At 32.5% G+C, this 14,841-nt stretch carries 19 protein-coding genes; 6 read left to right on the top strand and 13 right to left on the bottom strand.

Going from position 1 to position 14,841, the window contains the following annotated elements; all coding sequences use genetic code 11:
* Nucleotides 1-53 precede the first annotated feature (53 nt).
* Both ACPX19_RS06945 and ACPX19_RS06940 read right to left on the bottom strand, forming a co-directional pair.
* Nucleotides 54-368: an STAS domain-containing protein gene (locus tag ACPX19_RS06945; protein ID WP_426432331.1), complete on the bottom strand. Its 315-nt coding sequence runs from the start codon at nucleotides 366-368 to the stop codon at nucleotides 54-56.
* A 215-nt stretch (nucleotides 369-583) separates the two neighbouring features.
* Complete coding sequence (locus tag ACPX19_RS06940; RefSeq protein WP_426432330.1) at nucleotides 584-781, bottom strand: DUF1272 domain-containing protein; 198 nt, start codon at nucleotides 779-781, stop codon at nucleotides 584-586.
* Between the two features lie 113 nt (nucleotides 782-894).
* Here ACPX19_RS06940 and ACPX19_RS06935 point away from each other — a divergent pair, with 113 nt between their 5' ends.
* Nucleotides 895-1,035: a hypothetical protein gene (locus tag ACPX19_RS06935; RefSeq protein ID WP_426432329.1), complete on the top strand. Its 141-nt coding sequence runs from the start codon at nucleotides 895-897 to the stop codon at nucleotides 1,033-1,035.
* On the opposite strand, the gene ACPX19_RS06930 is transcribed toward ACPX19_RS06935, so the two are convergent.
* From ACPX19_RS06930 to ACPX19_RS06895, 8 genes are all read right to left on the bottom strand, one after another.
* Nucleotides 1,032-1,595: a PhnA domain-containing protein gene (locus ACPX19_RS06930; RefSeq protein WP_426432328.1), complete on the bottom strand. Its 564-nt coding sequence runs from the start codon at nucleotides 1,593-1,595 to the stop codon at nucleotides 1,032-1,034. The two genes, ACPX19_RS06935 and ACPX19_RS06930, sit on opposite strands and share 4 nt — an antisense overlap.
* A 28-nt stretch (nucleotides 1,596-1,623) precedes the next feature.
* Nucleotides 1,624-1,986 (bottom strand): MmcQ/YjbR family DNA-binding protein, encoded by a 363-nt coding sequence (locus ACPX19_RS06925; RefSeq protein WP_426432326.1) that lies wholly within the window; start codon nucleotides 1,984-1,986, stop codon nucleotides 1,624-1,626.
* On the bottom strand, nucleotides 1,983-2,591 hold the full coding sequence (locus ACPX19_RS06920) for a DUF4230 domain-containing protein (RefSeq protein WP_426432325.1): 609 nt from the start codon (nucleotides 2,589-2,591) through the stop codon (nucleotides 1,983-1,985). The genes ACPX19_RS06925 and ACPX19_RS06920 overlap by 4 nt, the downstream gene beginning before the upstream one ends.
* A gap of 101 nt (nucleotides 2,592-2,692) precedes the next feature.
* Nucleotides 2,693-3,442: a cyclase family protein gene (locus tag ACPX19_RS06915; protein WP_426432324.1), complete on the bottom strand. Its 750-nt coding sequence runs from the start codon at nucleotides 3,440-3,442 to the stop codon at nucleotides 2,693-2,695.
* Nucleotides 3,439-4,626 carry a radical SAM family heme chaperone HemW gene (gene hemW / locus ACPX19_RS06910; protein WP_426432323.1) on the bottom strand — a complete coding sequence of 396 codons (1,188 nt, stop codon included), beginning with the start codon at nucleotides 4,624-4,626 and terminating at the stop codon, nucleotides 3,439-3,441. Before hemW ends, ACPX19_RS06915 begins: the two co-directional genes overlap by 4 nt.
* A gap of 14 nt (nucleotides 4,627-4,640) precedes the next feature.
* Complete coding sequence (locus ACPX19_RS06905; RefSeq protein WP_426432322.1) at nucleotides 4,641-5,462, bottom strand: hypothetical protein; 822 nt, start codon at nucleotides 5,460-5,462, stop codon at nucleotides 4,641-4,643.
* Nucleotides 5,463-5,570: 108 nt separating this feature from the next.
* Nucleotides 5,571-6,125: a crossover junction endodeoxyribonuclease RuvC gene (gene ruvC, locus ACPX19_RS06900; protein WP_426432321.1), complete on the bottom strand. Its 555-nt coding sequence runs from the start codon at nucleotides 6,123-6,125 to the stop codon at nucleotides 5,571-5,573.
* Between the two features lie 3 nt (nucleotides 6,126-6,128).
* Nucleotides 6,129-6,767 carry a cell envelope biogenesis protein OmpA gene (locus ACPX19_RS06895; protein WP_426432319.1) on the bottom strand — a complete coding sequence of 213 codons (639 nt, stop codon included), beginning with the start codon at nucleotides 6,765-6,767 and terminating at the stop codon, nucleotides 6,129-6,131.
* A gap of 27 nt (nucleotides 6,768-6,794) precedes the next feature.
* On the opposite strand from ACPX19_RS06895, the gene ACPX19_RS06890 reads away from it, so the two are divergent.
* The 4 genes from ACPX19_RS06890 (at nucleotide 6,795) to ACPX19_RS06875 (ending at nucleotide 10,619) form a co-directional block, all read left to right on the top strand.
* Nucleotides 6,795-7,763 carry a lysylphosphatidylglycerol synthase domain-containing protein gene (locus ACPX19_RS06890; protein WP_426432317.1) on the top strand — a complete coding sequence of 323 codons (969 nt, stop codon included), beginning with the start codon at nucleotides 6,795-6,797 and terminating at the stop codon, nucleotides 7,761-7,763.
* Nucleotides 7,760-8,926 carry a glycosyltransferase gene (locus ACPX19_RS06885; RefSeq protein ID WP_426432315.1) on the top strand — a complete coding sequence of 389 codons (1,167 nt, stop codon included), beginning with the start codon at nucleotides 7,760-7,762 and terminating at the stop codon, nucleotides 8,924-8,926. Before ACPX19_RS06890 ends, ACPX19_RS06885 begins: the two co-directional genes overlap by 4 nt.
* Before the next feature lie 89 nt (nucleotides 8,927-9,015).
* Complete coding sequence (locus tag ACPX19_RS06880) at nucleotides 9,016-9,879, top strand: hypothetical protein (RefSeq protein ID WP_426432314.1); 864 nt, start codon at nucleotides 9,016-9,018, stop codon at nucleotides 9,877-9,879.
* Between the two features lie 2 nt (nucleotides 9,880-9,881).
* Nucleotides 9,882-10,619: a Bax inhibitor-1/YccA family protein gene (locus ACPX19_RS06875; protein ID WP_426432313.1), complete on the top strand. Its 738-nt coding sequence runs from the start codon at nucleotides 9,882-9,884 to the stop codon at nucleotides 10,617-10,619.
* 92 nt (nucleotides 10,620-10,711) lie between these two features.
* Here ACPX19_RS06875 and ACPX19_RS06870 read toward each other — a convergent pair whose 3' ends face one another.
* The gene (locus ACPX19_RS06870) at nucleotides 10,712-11,188 is read right to left on the bottom strand and encodes a hypothetical protein (protein ID WP_426432312.1); all 477 of its coding nucleotides are present in this window, start codon (nucleotides 11,186-11,188) and stop codon (nucleotides 10,712-10,714) included.
* A gap of 112 nt (nucleotides 11,189-11,300) precedes the next feature.
* Here ACPX19_RS06870 and ACPX19_RS06865 point away from each other — a divergent pair, with 112 nt between their 5' ends.
* Entirely contained in the window at nucleotides 11,301-11,798 is a 498-nt protein-coding gene (locus ACPX19_RS06865; RefSeq protein WP_426432310.1) for a DUF456 domain-containing protein, read from the top strand.
* A gap of 250 nt (nucleotides 11,799-12,048) precedes the next feature.
* Here ACPX19_RS06865 and ACPX19_RS06860 read toward each other — a convergent pair whose 3' ends face one another.
* Both ACPX19_RS06860 and ACPX19_RS06855 read right to left on the bottom strand, forming a co-directional pair.
* Entirely contained in the window at nucleotides 12,049-12,717 is a 669-nt protein-coding gene (locus ACPX19_RS06860) for a DNA-binding response regulator (RefSeq protein ID WP_426432309.1), read from the bottom strand.
* 84 nt (nucleotides 12,718-12,801) lie between these two features.
* The gene (locus tag ACPX19_RS06855) at nucleotides 12,802-14,832 is read right to left on the bottom strand and encodes a tetratricopeptide repeat-containing sensor histidine kinase (RefSeq protein ID WP_426432308.1); all 2,031 of its coding nucleotides are present in this window, start codon (nucleotides 14,830-14,832) and stop codon (nucleotides 12,802-12,804) included.
* Nucleotides 14,833-14,841 lie beyond the last annotated feature (9 nt).

The following is a 14,841-nucleotide window of genomic DNA, read 5'->3' as shown; positions in this document are numbered from 1 at the left end:
TAAACATACTTGGTACACTTTTATAAAATATTTTAAAATCTATCTGCTTAAACTTATGCCGCTACAATAGAACCTGTAGGTACTTGCATTGTTTCAGGCTCTTCTGACTTAAAATGGTCGTAAAGTTCTTTACAGCCTAAACCAACAATAGATAATTTTTTTGATTTTGTAATGGATTCATTATGTAACCTTGCCAAAGCCATTACACCAGCTCTATCTATACTTTCTACACTCTCAATATCTAATAAAACATTATCTAGTCTATCAAAAATATTTGCAAAATGTGCATTGAAAGTTTTTAAGCTTAACTTGTTCAGTGTCCCTTTAATCTGAAAACGGTTGTTGTAGTTGGTGATTTGTAAATCCATAATAAGTAATGTTAAATCATTAATAATAATTTAGGGCTATTAATCTGTAAATTTGGTGCTATTAATTTTTGAGGGATGACACTAATATCTGACTAAATATTCTCTATTCACCAGAAATTCGATAAATGGTATTTTTGCTTAGATAATTTGAAACCCGTTGTTTATTTTTTCGATAAACAACACATTTACAAATACATAGATTGTAGGAAAATTAACTACTTAATCTTTAATTTAGTATAATGTGCCTTGATTTCTACAGGTTTATGAATCCCTTTATTAGAAACAGGGTATTTATGTAACATTTCCTCAGGACGAATAGGTCGCTTTTCAAAACCACTACCACAGTTTGGGCAGATATGATGTAAAAGTTCAACACAATCTTTGCAGAAGGTACATTCGAACGAGCAGATCATAGCTTCATCAGAATTATACGGGAGTTTTTATTACAATACTCACAGATTGGTCTAATTTGTAACATTTTGACTTTAGTTTTGAATAAAATAAATAAGGGATTTACCTTTGCATTATGAAATATAAATATAAGGTTATTTTGATGGTTATCCTAGCGGGAATAACCCTATTTGGGCTAATAACTGGTCGTTACTTGTTTTTGGTATTTATGATTCCGTTGAGTTTTGACTTCTTCAACAAAAAGGATACGGATTAAACCTTTTTAACGTATTGGGTAATAATTACTATTTGCTGACCATCTACCTTTCCTTCAATATAATCGGCATTTTCGTGGTCTAAACGAATATTTCTTACGGCAGTGCCTTGTTTGGCTACCATACTAGAGCCTTTTACTTTAAGGTCTTTAATAAGAACAACCGAATCTCCATGTTCTAAAACGACTCCATTAACATCGCGATGTATAATCTTATTTTCATCACTTTGACCATCTCCAGAAGCTTTTGCCACTTCTAACAATTCATCTTCAATGTAAAACATATTGAGTAAATCTTGTGTCCAATCTGCATCAATTCTATGCAACATTCTCCAAGACATCAGTTTCACAGCATCATGTTCACTCCACATGCTATCGTTTAGACACCTCCAATGATTAGCATCTATTGTTTCAGAATCATTCATTTGAGTAATGCATGTCTCACAAGCATATAATGCTAAATCTTTGGCGTTTGGCACTCCATATACTGAAAGCTTTTCATCATTTCCGCATAATTCACAGCAATTATTACTTCGTTGTTGGAGTGTTCTTTCTAAACTCATCTGATTCTAATTTGAGGCAAAAGTAATCTTATTTTAGTTTTTCTTGATCTTTTTTAGGAAGTCCTTTTACCACTTCATCATAGGAGTGGTCTATAAGTTGTAGAATAAGTTTTGTTGAAAGATCTGTATCGTGTATTTTAACACTGTTCCAGAGTTTTTTGTGCATATGATAGCCTGGTTTTATGCCGTCATACTCGGTACGCAACTCTTCAGCATAATCTGGATCGCATTTAAGGTTTACAAAACCTTCACCACTTTCCCATTTAGATAAGGAAGCAAGCGCAAACATCTTATTACAAACTTTAAAAACCAGTACATCATCATCAAAAGGAAAGTGCTCGGTAACTTCCTTTTTGTTCATGCAGTAATTTCTATAGTCTTCTATATTCATTTTAAAAGTTTCTTGTCTTCACCTTCAATTTTTAAGGCAGAATAATCTAAAGTCCACCCAATGGTCTGTACAAGATTCTCAATAAGTTGTATCGCCTCTAAAGCTTCTAATCTAGCAACATTATACAAACCGCTTTCAGGAATTTTATCCATAATATGCTCTTTAGCTTTGGTATGTAATTCCGTTAAATCTGATGCTTCAAACTTATTAAACATCCCATCTTTTTTATCGTAGTAGTTGATATCACTTTCAATAGACAAAACCGCGGGTTGAGGAAAGTGGGATAATATGACTGTTTTAGATTTTAAGTCTGAACGCATTTGTACTTTACTCAAATCAAATCCTACGTGAGCCTTGGCATTGATAACAATCAAAGCTTTCTTTCTACTAGAGATCAATTTTAAGAACTTCTCTTTGACATCCTCGTAATGATAAATCTCTGCAAAATCTCCTTCAACTGTAATAAACTTACAAACGCGTTTTATTTTATCGAGAAGAACAATAGATTGTTCGCTGGTTTTCTTTTTGGTTTTCCATTGCCTAAAAATGGTTACTAAACCTAGAGTAACCAATATGCTAATAATGATTATAAAAAATGTTTCCATAGATATTATTGAGACACTAATATAATGCCACAGTCACTTTGCTATATTTCACATAAGTATAAGATGCTGAAACAAGTTCAGCATGACAACATTCTACTTATCTATTCTAAAATTTTATACAACACAGGCTTACTTGGTGTCGCATCATTTTCAAATGGCGCAATTTGAAGGTTAAGAAAATAAGATCCATCTTCAATCTTATTAGACACATATATAAACTCTGTTATTGTAGCTTCTTTTCTAATTTTCCCATTAGTATTCCAAAATGCATTATGCCCTTTTAATTCACCTCCATCTTCTTCTCTATCTATACTAGGCAAATCTACTAGTAGGTGTTTTATACCCTTTTTTACTAAAAGTTTAATAGCGTCTTCTTCAAAGTACGTCCAGTTTGTATTAGAATATTGTTTTGTTGTTTTATCGTTAGTATTTGGTATCGTTCTTACAACCAATGCATCACGTTTTTTATTACCTAAAGCAAACTGCAATTGTTTGGCTGAAATCACATAATCCTTACCTCGCTTTTCTGGTGCAACGGTAATTACTTCAGCCAAAAAGAAAAACGTTGTGAGATGTTTGTTTATCGAATACTTTTCTTTTACTATATGACCTACGGTTTCTGTATGTGTACCATGAGAATGTGGATTAAAGGTAATAGTATTAAAATTAACCGAAGCACCATTTTCTACACTTATAACATCATCATCAAAAACTTCTGGTTCAATTTTTGGCGGACCAATATACCATGCATTGACGTTTGATTTTCCGTCTTTAATTGGTATTGAAATATCTAAAGGTTGGGATAAATCTATTTTTAGTTTTCTTGAATTGTATTCTATAGTTGCAATCACTCTAAGTTGATTTTAAATAATTCACTCGCAATACCATCACTTAAAAATTGTCCTTTTTTAGTAACATGTATATGCTTATCATCAATATACAATAAATGTTGGTTTATAAAAACATTAGCTTGCTCAATTAAGTAATCCTTATACATTTTCCCAAAATCTTCTTCTACCTTGTCTAGCGACACTCCCCAAATAGTCCTAAGGCCTGTCATAACATATTCATTATAACGATCTGTTATGGTTAAAGTTTCAACCTCAATTGGTAGCTCGTTTTGTTGAATTGCTTTGATGTACTTAGTGTTGTTTCTCACATTCCAACCACGTTGCTTTCCATTAAACGAATGTGCAGATGGCCCAATACCTATGTATGGTTTACCTTGCCAGTAAGCAGAATTGTTTTTGCTGAAATACCCTTCTTTTCCAAAATTTGAGAGTTCGTAATGTACAAATCCTGAAGCTTCAAGCTTATCTTTTAGTAAATGAAATTGTTCGTGTGCTTGTTCATCATCAACATCATCGACAATGCTTTTTTTTATAAAAGATGCTAAAGCAGTTTTAGGCTCAACTGTCAATGCATAGCTTGAAATGTGAGGTATATTATAACTTAAAGCAATTTCAATATTCTTAAGCCATTGCTCATTTGTAGCACCAGGAATGCCGTAAATTAAATCGATAGAAATATTATCGAAGTGGCGAGTCGCCACAGACAAGCATTCCTTTGCTTCTTCGGCATTGTGTGCGCGATTCATCAATTTTAAATCGCTTTCAAAAAAGGATTGAATGCCGATACTTAGTCTGTTAATACCAATACTTCTGTAATTTTCGTAAAGACCTCTCGACTGCACTTCGACTTCGCTCAGTGACCACGCTCGAGGTGACAGCTGAGTTCCTATCAAATCATCTGGATTGGCTTCAAGAGTGATTTCGGGATTGTTAGTTACCTTGTAATTTTTGTAAACTTCTTCTATCAACAATCTTAATTCATCATTGGTCAATAAACTTGGTGTTCCTCCACCAAAATAGATGGTTTGTACTTCTACATCCTTAAACTCATCTTTACGCAATTGTATTTCTTTAGCCAAAGCCTCAACCAACTCACCTTTCTTTTTTAATGAGGTCGAAAAATGAAAATCGCAATAATGGCAAGCTTGTTTGCAAAAAGGAATATGGATGTAGATGCCAGCCATTTAGCTTAAAGTAACTAGATGAAAATTAGGTTAAATTCTCCATCCGAAATATTAAAACTTTCACCATTATCATTTAATGCTGTTCCACTGAATGACCCTGAGACAAAAGTCTGAGATTCTGAGTTAGGTTCATCAATTACCAATGTTCCACTAAAATCATACTCTTCATAAATATTATTGTAAGGGTTATAAAATATAAGCCCTACACTATTAATCTCATCACTACTAAAAAATTGATATGTGCCTCCTTGAAACGTATCTGTTAGAAAAGTTTCAGCATCAAAATTAATCGTGAAAGTAAACTCATTATCAGAAACACCTCCTATTTTAAAAATACCTAAATCGTCACTGGAGGTAAAATGCTTGACACTTTCAAAATTTTGTCCATTGATTTTTGCATCGATAAACTTATCAATAAATCCTGGACTATCCACAAAGACAAGGTTAAAAGAACCTTGAGCTAGAGTTATGACATTTGATGATACGTCGTAATTATTATCAAAAATTGACCCTTCAAAATCTGCACTCACAACTTTGTTGACATTATCTATAGCAATTCCACTGATACTGAACGTATGTTTAGGAAAATAATAGGAAGATTTATAATCTGTAGACGTGCCATTAATGTAGAAATTAGCATAGTCTAATATGCCATTTGAATTGAACCTTATATATATACTTTCTTGATTGTTAATAGAGCCTCTTACTTCGAAATTATCATGATTTTTAATTGCCATGAACGTATTAAAAATATATGTTTCACCATCAATAAGAACTTTGAAAGAATTCTCCGTAGATAAATAACCCTCTTCATTATCATTAGATGAGCAACTCATTAATAGAACTAAAATTAGGATGAAAGAAAATTTATTAAAGCACATAATCATTAGAAGATTTTAATTTTTTTAAAGATAAAAATAGTTTTTCCTTTTCACTAATACTTATTATTTCTTAACCCTATCCTCATTCTGCTTTACAAATGCAGACCAGCCTGTATAACTTTTGCCAACCTCAACTCTACCTTGGTTGTAAAAATGACAAACAGCTGCTGCCAAACCATCTGTAGAATCAAGATTTTTTGGAAGCTCTTTTAGTTGTAATGTGCTCTGCAACATCTTAGCCACTTGCTCCTTGCTGGCATTTCCATTGCCTGTAATCGCCATTTTAATCTTCTTAGGTGAATATTCCGTGATAGGGACTTCGCGAGACAAACCTGCTGCCATAGCAACACCTTGAGCACGACCAAGTTTTAGCATACTCTGAACGTTTTTACCATAAAAAGGAGCCTCTATGGCAATTTCATCAGGGTGATAGGTATCTATAAGCTCTACGGTACGTTCAAAAATGAGTTTAAGTTTTAGATAGTGATCTTCGTACTTTTTGAGATGCAATTCATTGAGTTGCATAAACTGCATCTGTTTACCAACCACCTTAATAAGGCCAAAACCCATTACTGTAGTTCCAGGGTCTATACCTAATATGATTTTTTCTTTACTCATCATTTAATCACAATACTGACATCCACTTAACGACACCGCAATACCAAAAGTAACGTTAAACACACTTCCGTTAAATGCGCCAAGGCCACTAATTACTGGATCGTATTCATCTAAAGACGTTAATCCATAAATATAGGCTACATCTGTATAGACAGATACTTTTTCATTAATGGCATAATGTAATTCTAGCCCACCTAAAAGATTTAAATAGGATTGTTTATTATCACCTAAATTTCCAAGCGGTTTTGCAAAACTAAATCCTGGTCCTACATGCAAAATAGTTCTTAATCGTGGCGGTAAAAATCCTAGATACTCTGTAGGGTCAAATACAAATTGTGCATTAATGCGAGAATAATTTATCTTAAATTCTGGCGAACCATCATCATTTTTAAAACGATTAAATCCATAATCTAACTTTACACCATAAGTACGTTTAAACATGTGTTGCACACCAATATTTACAGTCGGAAAATTAACCGATTGTGCATACGTTCCGTCAACAAAACCATCTGTGGTTGGATAGTTAAAACCTACTGCAAAAAGTGCTTTCCATTTGCTCGTGTCTTTAAATTGTGCATTACTATACATGGCTATACATAACACACTAAGTAAAAAAAGGTATTGTTTTAAATTAAGCTTCATGTGTAAGTTTTTGGTTTAATTTGTAGCATGCATTATAACGTGCCCTACAAAACTAAGCAATTCTTATTTGTGCTCATTAAGTTAAGCATCGTAGTTGGTGCATTTTATTTTATTTATTCAAAATTGACCGAAAATGAACAAATGCGACTAAGTGATTTTTTAGCTTTTTTGAAAGAAAACAACGTATTTTCGCTCAAAAACATCATTTTTTTAATCATTTTAAGCATTTTTAACTGGTTTTTTGAAGTTTTAAAATGGAAGACTTTGGTTAAAACCATTAAGAAGATTACTTTTAGAGATGCTTTGGAACAGAGTTTAGGAGGTCTGACTGCTTCCCTAATTACTCCCAACCGAATCGGTGACTATGGAGCCAAAGCTATTTACTACGGCAAGTCTTATAGGAAACGAATTGTTCTACTAAATCTTTTTGGTAATATATCACAAATGTCAATAACCACAATCTTTGGTAGTGTAGGCTTAGTCATTTTCATCAATCGATATCAAATTGAAATCGATTACTATAAGCTGATAAAGTTTGCAACGATACTTATTCTGATTAGTGTTTTTGCAGTTTTAGGCATAAGTCAAAATAGATTCAGAATAAAAGGATATTCTATAAACCGACTACTAGACTTCTTTAAGACTGTACCACTAAAAGTTCATGTCTCAAATCTTATATTAGCTTTAATAAGGTATCTTATTTTCTCATTTCAGTTTTATTTTTTATTGACTATGCTTGGTGTTGAAGTTGAGTACACTAAAGCCATGGTACTTATCACTAGCATGTATTTTTTAGCCTCAATTGTGCCTACAATAAGTATCTTTGATGTTGTCATAAAAGGGAGCGTTGCCGTATTTTTATTTGGTTTTGTACAGGTTAATGAGTTAACCATTCTATCGATTATCACGTTGATGTGGTTGTTGAATTTTGCCATTCCGAGTGTATTTGGAAGTTATTATGTTTTAAATTTTAAACTCCCAACTGTCGAAGAATGATTGCACTTATCTTCATAATCATTGTTCTTCTGTATCTCTTTTTAATAGGAAGTCTTATTTATGGTTTTGATAGGGTTGAAGATTTTAAGCTGAAGGATTTAAAACCCAAAACCAAGTTTTCGGTCATTGTTCCTTTTAGAAATGAAGCAGCAAATCTCCCAATATTATTAAATTCAATTTTTAAGTTGAATTATCCCAAAACACTATTTGAAGTTATTTTGGTTGATGACGATTCTGAGGATGATTCGGTTAAAGTTATTACCACTATCAAATCAAAAAAAACTTTCGGCTGCACTTCGACTTCGCTCAGTGAACACGCTCAAGGTGACATCAAAATTATTAGAAACAATAGAATTTCAAATTCTCCTAAAAAAGATGCCATAACTAAAGCTTTAAAAATAGCTCAGTATAATTGGATCATCACTACAGATGCCGACTGTGTTTTACCCAAATATTGGCTAGATGCTTTTGATGAATTTATCCAAACCAATCAACCAAACTGCGTGGTTGCTCCAGTGACTTACAATGATGGTAGTTCCTTTTTAAAACGTTTTCAAATCCTTGATGTTTTGAGTTTACAAGGTGCTACTATTGGTGGTTTTGGTCTTAAACTTCCTTTACTATGTAATGGTGCTAATTTCGCGTATCGAAAATCTATGTTTGAGTCAGTTGATGGTTTTAGTGGCAACGATAATTTGGCTAGTGGAGACGATATTTTTCTACTTGAGAAATTCAAAAAAGCCAATTCTAAAAAAATCTTCTATTTAAAATCTGAAAAAGTCATAGTTACCACAAAATCTGTTTCAAACCTCAGTACTTTAATTCAGCAACGATTACGCTGGGCTTCTAAAACAAGTCATAATCCTAATTGGTTTTCAAAATTGGTTGGACTTATTGTTTTTTTAGGGAATCTTACCTGTATAGCTATGCTTCCTGTTTTGTTTTTCGGACAAATAACAACAAGGGTTGCCGTTGCTTTACTGGTAATAAAATTAAGTATTGATTTTCTATTATTGTTTAAATCCTCTCGCTTCTTCAAACAGGAAAATGTCTTATTTTCATATGTTTGGTCTTGTCTTATTTATCCTTTCTTTAGCGTATACATTGTTGTACTATCGCTTTTTAAGCCTTACAAATGGAAAGGCAGAACTTTTAAAAAGTAACCTTTACTTAAGATATTTTTAATAGCTTTACTGAAACCAAGGCTCATTATGGGCAGTTGGCTGACCACAAATCACTTAAAAACTAACAAATGAAAAAAATTCTTTTCGTAATACTGTTTCTTTTGGCTTTTCAATTAAATTACAGCCAACAAACCTATACTATTAATGGAGAATCCTTAGAACTTAAAACAGAAATTGAAGGTAAGTTAGATTTGCTATGGAATATTATTGATGGTAAATATCGTTATTTCGTTAAAACAGAAGATAACACAATTACCGAATTGAAGAACACTAAAGATGACGACAACGATTATCAAGAAGAATATAAATCTACACTAAGGAATCTTGCCAATGGCATGCCTACAGACAAACTTAAGCTTACGCTTTACAGCCTTAGAAATTATATAGATGCTTACAACGCTTCTGTAGATTCTAGTTATACCTCAACAAGCACTGAGAGCAGTGTACAGTTTAGATTAGGGTTTTCTGGCGGTATTACAAACAATCCATTTGTTGGCAATCCTGACAACATTAAGACGCCAATGATCGGTGCGGAATTGGAAATTTATGAGGCAAACGTCTTGCCTAGACATTCTGGTTTTTTGCAAGCAAGACACGCTTTTGAAAATGATGATTTTAAATACAGTACTTCGGAATTATCATTAGGCTATCGCTATAGGTTTATAAATAAAGAAGCCTTTTCAATTTATGGACAAGTGAAATTAGCAACGCTTAACTTATCTAATTTTACGTTCTTAGATGAGAACGATATAGAATTAGACTCTAGCGAAACAGCATTTGACATTCCATTTATTTTTGGAGTAGGTTCAGATATCAAAGTGGGGAATAACAGTTACATTACTATTATTTATGGTGAACTATTTGCACTGCTTTTAGATAATCAAGGTAATTTCTCGACCGATATTGCTGTTGGTTATAAATTCAACTTATAGTAATGAGTTTAAGAAATTTTAAAACCTCTAATCCTGTATTTAATGGCTACTTTTGGGATGATGGTAAATCATCTTCTAAAACTATGTCTGTTGCTGGTATTTTCTTTAAATCCATGATTGGCATTTTAGTGATTGCAGGAATTACAGCTTATTTATGGAAACTCAACGAAGAAGGAACACCAATGCGATGGTTTACACTTGGAGGTATGCTTGGAGCTGTTGTAGTAAGTGTTTTAATTTCAGTTCGGCAAAATTGGGCACATATTCTAGTGCCACTATATATCATAGCTAAAGGTTTCTTTTTAGGTGGTTTTTCCTCGTATGCGCATCGTAATTTTCCTGAATTACCTTACCAAGCTATTGGAGTTACCATTATTACCTTTTTTGTGATGCTATTACTTTATCAGTTTAGAATTATAGTAGTAACCAAGAAGCTTCGAAGCGTCATTATTACAGCCACGGTGAGCATTATGGTAGTCTATTTAATTTCTTGGATATTGAGTTTTTTTGGTATCAAAGCATATATTTGGGGAACATCTTGGTTTGCCATTGCTTTTAATGTTTTGGCCGCTATCGTTGCCTCTTTTGCTTTGTTATTGGATTTTGATTACATAGAACGTTATAAAAACAGAGCGCCAAAATATAAAGAGTGGTTGGCGACTTGGGGACTTTTAGCAACACTTATTTGGCTGTATGTTGAAGTATTAAGGTTGATGCAGAAGTTGGCGATACGGTTTTAAAACTTATCTCTCGAAGCCGCAAAGACGTCATAAAGTTCTCGATACAAAATTGCGAAAAAGCAATTTCACTCGAACTGACATAGTTATTGCAATTAGTCTATTCTAACAATCACAGGCAACTCAAAAGCTGTTGTTACTTGTTGGCCTCTTTTTATAGCTGGAAATATTTTAGGAACACCTATTAAACTTTGACGCAACAAACTATCGATTTTTGGAATCTGAAATTGGGTCTCAGGCTTTACCGTAATATCTTCCATTCGTAAAAGTCCTTTATTATCAATAATCAGTTGTAACCGAATGGTATCATTAATATCTTCTGAAACTACAATATTTTGGTTTCCTAAGTAATCATTTACATGTTGTAATAATGTGTTCTGAAAGCAAACTTTACTATCTTCTTTCGTCGTCATAGTTTCGCAGCTATTGAAGGTTGGATAGATGTCTACATCGTTCCAATTGAAGGTTTGTAATTCTTCTTCTAGTAAATCTTCAGAATTTACTTTTTGCTTCTCAAAATAGTTGCAAGCGGTTAGCAGAAAAATTAATAAAAAACAAGCTAGTCGGTTCATTAGCACATTTCTAATAGCGAAATGTACAATAATTTTAGGATTTAATTTGAACATATATAATTGTAACTAAACCATATGTTCTACGTCATATAATTGAACATAAATATTTTGCATGGAAATTTTTCTAGTTATACTTAGTATTCTACTTATGATATTAGGTATTTTAGGTAGTTTTTTGCCTGTACTACCAGGTCCTCTTACAAGTTGGATCGGATTATTAGTACTTCATTTTACTGAAGGTGTACAATTAAGTAATACCTTTTTGATTGTTACCCTATTAATAGCTGTTTTTATATATGTGCTCGATTATATTATACCTGCAATAGGCACCAAACGTTTTGGCGGTAGCAAAGAAGGTATTATTGGTACAACATTAGGTTTAGTAATTGGATTAATAACACCTATTCCTTTTGGCATTATCATAGGACCATTTATTGGCGCCTTAGTTGGCGAGATGGTTCATAGAAATGATATTAACAAAGCTTTGAAGGCTGCTTTTGGTTCTTTCTTAGGGTTTATAGCATCTACATTTTTAAAGTTTATAGTTGCCATAATTTATTTAGGCCTTTTTATAGCTAAACTATCTGAACATAATGCTAGTTGGTTTTAATAAAAAAGCAAGAAAAAAACCTAGCTGTTAGAAGTACAACTAGGTTTAATTTTTCTTGCTATTAACTCAACAATTACTTAAAGTGGGATTAATTAATTCTTGTTGACCTGTGATAAAAGTATGATAACATATTCTTTTTCTATTGTGGTAAAACCATAGACTTGTTGCGGAAAAACCGTAATCTTCAGTAATGACAATGGTTTCAAGCTTATTTTTAATGTCAGAAAATAGCTTGTTTTTTAGAAATTTCTTATAAATATCCTTTTTCTCTGGCTTCTTGAAGCAATGTTTCGTCCTTACCGTCTTCAACTGAAAACAATAATTTTAGTTGTTTTTTTCGCTTTTCAATAGCGCTTGTAGACAATGGAATATACTCGCATAAACTTTTGGTTTTTATCCCTTGGGATAAAAGGTGTAGAATTTTTCTGTTAATGTCATCTACATAGATTTCACTAGTGAAGGTTTTCTTCACATAGTTACTTACTGTACTACTATAATAAGGCGGATATTTAAGTATCTGCTGAAAAGCATCTGCCAGCTCCATAGAAGTTAGATCACTCTTTATTAAGAAACCATCAGGATTTATTTCTTTAATGATGTTATGAATTCTAAACGACTCATTAAACATGGTAAGAATGATAATTTTAGCATCAGGCAATACTCTTTTGGCCAATAATGCCAAATCTTCACCTGAGGCATATCTACCATCCTCGGATGGTGGCAAACTAATATCGAAAAAGCACACGTCATAAGGTGTACCTTTTGCTGCTCTATTTATCATTAATTGCGCTGTATCGCAATTATTTGCTGTATCGATAAGTAAGGTTTGGTCGTCGTCTTTAGTTGCCATTAACACGTTTTGGTAACCCTCAATAATTATTGGGTGATCATCTACCATTAATATGTTAATATGTTTCATCTGGTTATTTCTGGTTTTTAATAAGACAGATGCAATTCATCAATATAAAGTTTATTTAATTTCAAACTTCTATACAGAATCTTGTCATGTCGATTGGTTATCATAGGGAATCTTAACATTAACAGTTGTACCATTTCCTGATTGAGAATTGAAAGTGATTCTTCCATTAATCTCTTCAACACGAGACGTCATGTTCTTTAAACCAATGCCTTTTTTGCTTTTCGATGTATCGAAGCCTTCTCCATCATCAATGATGTCTAAGCAAATTACATCATTTTCTAAAGAAATACTAATTTTAATAGCTTTTGCATTAGCATGCTTGTAGATATTTTGCATGGATTCCTGAATGATTCTGTAGATATTGATCTTTGTTTTATTTGATACAGAATCCCAACTTACGTCATCCGTATAATTAAACTCATAGGTTAAGCCATATGCCTGAGTTTGATTTTCGATAAGTTCTGAGACAATATCCATAAAACCTGAACCTGAAACAAAATCTGTATTTAACTCGTGTGAAATCTTTCGTATATCTTCTTCTATGGTTTTAAGCTGACCTATATAATTAGCTCTGGTCATCATTGCTTCTTTACCGTCTTTAAAATTAATACTATCTAAGCTTAGACGTGTACCAAACAAACGCCCTAATACTCCATCATGTAACTCTTCTGATATTCGCTTTTTCTCTAATGTTCTGGCTTCATCAACTTTATCTTGTTGACTAAGCATCAAGTTATAAATATCTTCATTAGCTTTTTGCTGAACCTGGATAAGCTTTAATTTTCTGTTTTTAGCACGCTGAGAAATTACTAGATACACTAAAACTGCGGTAAGCAACAAACCTGCTGACAAAATAAGGAGATAAAAGTTTTCCTTTGATATTTGCTCATTTTCAGCTTCTAGTTGGTCAGTTTGCAATTCTATTCTTGCATGTTTATTCCTCACAGCTCTCTCAACCCTTAATAGGCTATCACTTAATTTAATATGTCTTTCTAAGTAAGACTTACTTTCTTCACCTTCTGTTAAATCAGCTAAAATCTTCATTGATTCTAAGAGTAAATCATTCATAGGTATCTCCTCAGACAATTTAAAGCTCTTTTTGGCATATTTTAATGAAGAATCTATCTTTTTGTTTTCCTTGTAAAACTTTGATAAATCAATAGAAGCAGCTAGTTCTGTATAAGGATCTTGCTGATTTATGCTAATCTCAAGTGACTCCTTTAAGTTCTGTTCTACTTCATCATAGACGTAGTCTCCACTTAAAAACTTTGTAAAACTGTAATTGTCTAGTACCAAACCATAAAACGACATATCCTCTTTGAGTAATGGATCGTCTAAGATTCGTTTAAAAATTTTCAATGACTCCTTATAATTACCTTTCTCTCTGTAGGAATATGCTAAATCATTTAAAGACATTATTTCAAGCTCTTCACCATTCTCAATGTCATCTACCAAGTCCAAAGATTGATTATGAAAAGAAATTGATTGATCGTAGTTTTCTAATTTTAAAGATACTATACCTAATAAATTCAAAACATAGTACATTTCTTCAGATACGTCTTGGTCTTTCTCAATACTGTGTAGTATTCTTAATGCTTTAATCGCATTTTGCTCACTTCCTAAATGATCTTTTTCCTCATCTTGAATTTTGGCTAAAGTAATTAATGCACTTGCTTTTTCTGGTAATTTACCTAACGCATCAAAGTACTTTAAGGCCTCTAAATAGTATTTGTAAGACTCGCTATTATCAGACGCTATTTGGTAATAATAATAGCCTAGAATATTGTTTGTAAAAGCTATTGCTATAGAGTCATTTAACTCCTTAGCTGTTTCTAAATTTTCTAAAGCTAACTTTTCAAAAGAGTTATACTCACCTGTTAATAAGTAGGTATAAGCCAATTGTCTATTACTCTTGAGTATAGTTGTATCCTGTTCAGTCTTTTTGGAAAGAGTAATCGCTTTTTTAATGTAATTTATACGATCTTCTTTTGTAAAGGAAGAATTGTTAGATAACTCTCTTAATAAATATATAGAATCTAAGAGTTTATTATCTCGTTGTGCATTTGCTACATTTAAAAATGTAGAAAGTAGTATTAAAGAAAAAATTAACCTCAATATAAATAT

The sequence above is a fragment of the Winogradskyella sp. HB-48 genome, from assembly GCF_049942685.1.
Lineage (GTDB): Bacteria > Bacteroidota > Bacteroidia > Flavobacteriales > Flavobacteriaceae > Winogradskyella.
This window is presented reverse-complemented; position numbering and strand designations above follow the sequence as displayed.

What these genes read in the sequence shown, in the direction of transcription:
- ACPX19_RS06945 (WP_426432331.1), bottom strand. Translation starts at nt 368, where the DNA reads ATGGATTTACAAATCACCAACTACAACAACCGTTTTCAGATTAAAGGG.
- ruvC (WP_426432321.1), bottom strand. Translation starts at nt 6,125, where the DNA reads ATGAGTAAAGAAAAAATCATATTAGGTATAGACCCTGGAACTACAGTA.
- ACPX19_RS06890 (WP_426432317.1), top strand. Translation starts at nt 6,795, where the DNA reads ATGCATTATAACGTGCCCTACAAAACTAAGCAATTCTTATTTGTGCTC.
- ACPX19_RS06875 (WP_426432313.1), top strand. Translation starts at nt 9,882, where the DNA reads ATGAGTTTAAGAAATTTTAAAACCTCTAATCCTGTATTTAATGGCTAC.
- ACPX19_RS06885 (WP_426432315.1), top strand. Translation starts at nt 7,760, where the DNA reads ATGATTGCACTTATCTTCATAATCATTGTTCTTCTGTATCTCTTTTTA.
- ACPX19_RS06880 (WP_426432314.1), top strand. Translation starts at nt 9,016, where the DNA reads ATGAAAAAAATTCTTTTCGTAATACTGTTTCTTTTGGCTTTTCAATTA.
- ACPX19_RS06905 (WP_426432322.1), bottom strand. Translation starts at nt 5,462, where the DNA reads ATGAGTTGCTCATCTAATGATAATGAAGAGGGTTATTTATCTACGGAG.
- ACPX19_RS06865 (WP_426432310.1), top strand. Translation starts at nt 11,301, where the DNA reads ATGGAAATTTTTCTAGTTATACTTAGTATTCTACTTATGATATTAGGT.
- ACPX19_RS06935 (WP_426432329.1), top strand. Translation starts at nt 895, where the DNA reads ATGAAATATAAATATAAGGTTATTTTGATGGTTATCCTAGCGGGAATA.
- ACPX19_RS06870 (WP_426432312.1), bottom strand. Translation starts at nt 11,188, where the DNA reads ATGAACCGACTAGCTTGTTTTTTATTAATTTTTCTGCTAACCGCTTGC.
- hemW (WP_426432323.1), bottom strand. Translation starts at nt 4,626, where the DNA reads ATGGCTGGCATCTACATCCATATTCCTTTTTGCAAACAAGCTTGCCAT.
- ACPX19_RS06940 (WP_426432330.1), bottom strand. Translation starts at nt 781, where the DNA reads ATGATCTGCTCGTTCGAATGTACCTTCTGCAAAGATTGTGTTGAACTT.
- ACPX19_RS06860 (WP_426432309.1), bottom strand. Translation starts at nt 12,717, where the DNA reads ATGAAACATATTAACATATTAATGGTAGATGATCACCCAATAATTATT.
- ACPX19_RS06920 (WP_426432325.1), bottom strand. Translation starts at nt 2,591, where the DNA reads ATGGAAACATTTTTTATAATCATTATTAGCATATTGGTTACTCTAGGT.
- ACPX19_RS06930 (WP_426432328.1), bottom strand. Translation starts at nt 1,595, where the DNA reads ATGAGTTTAGAAAGAACACTCCAACAACGAAGTAATAATTGCTGTGAA.
- ACPX19_RS06895 (WP_426432319.1), bottom strand. Translation starts at nt 6,767, where the DNA reads ATGAAGCTTAATTTAAAACAATACCTTTTTTTACTTAGTGTGTTATGT.
- ACPX19_RS06925 (WP_426432326.1), bottom strand. Translation starts at nt 1,986, where the DNA reads ATGAATATAGAAGACTATAGAAATTACTGCATGAACAAAAAGGAAGTT.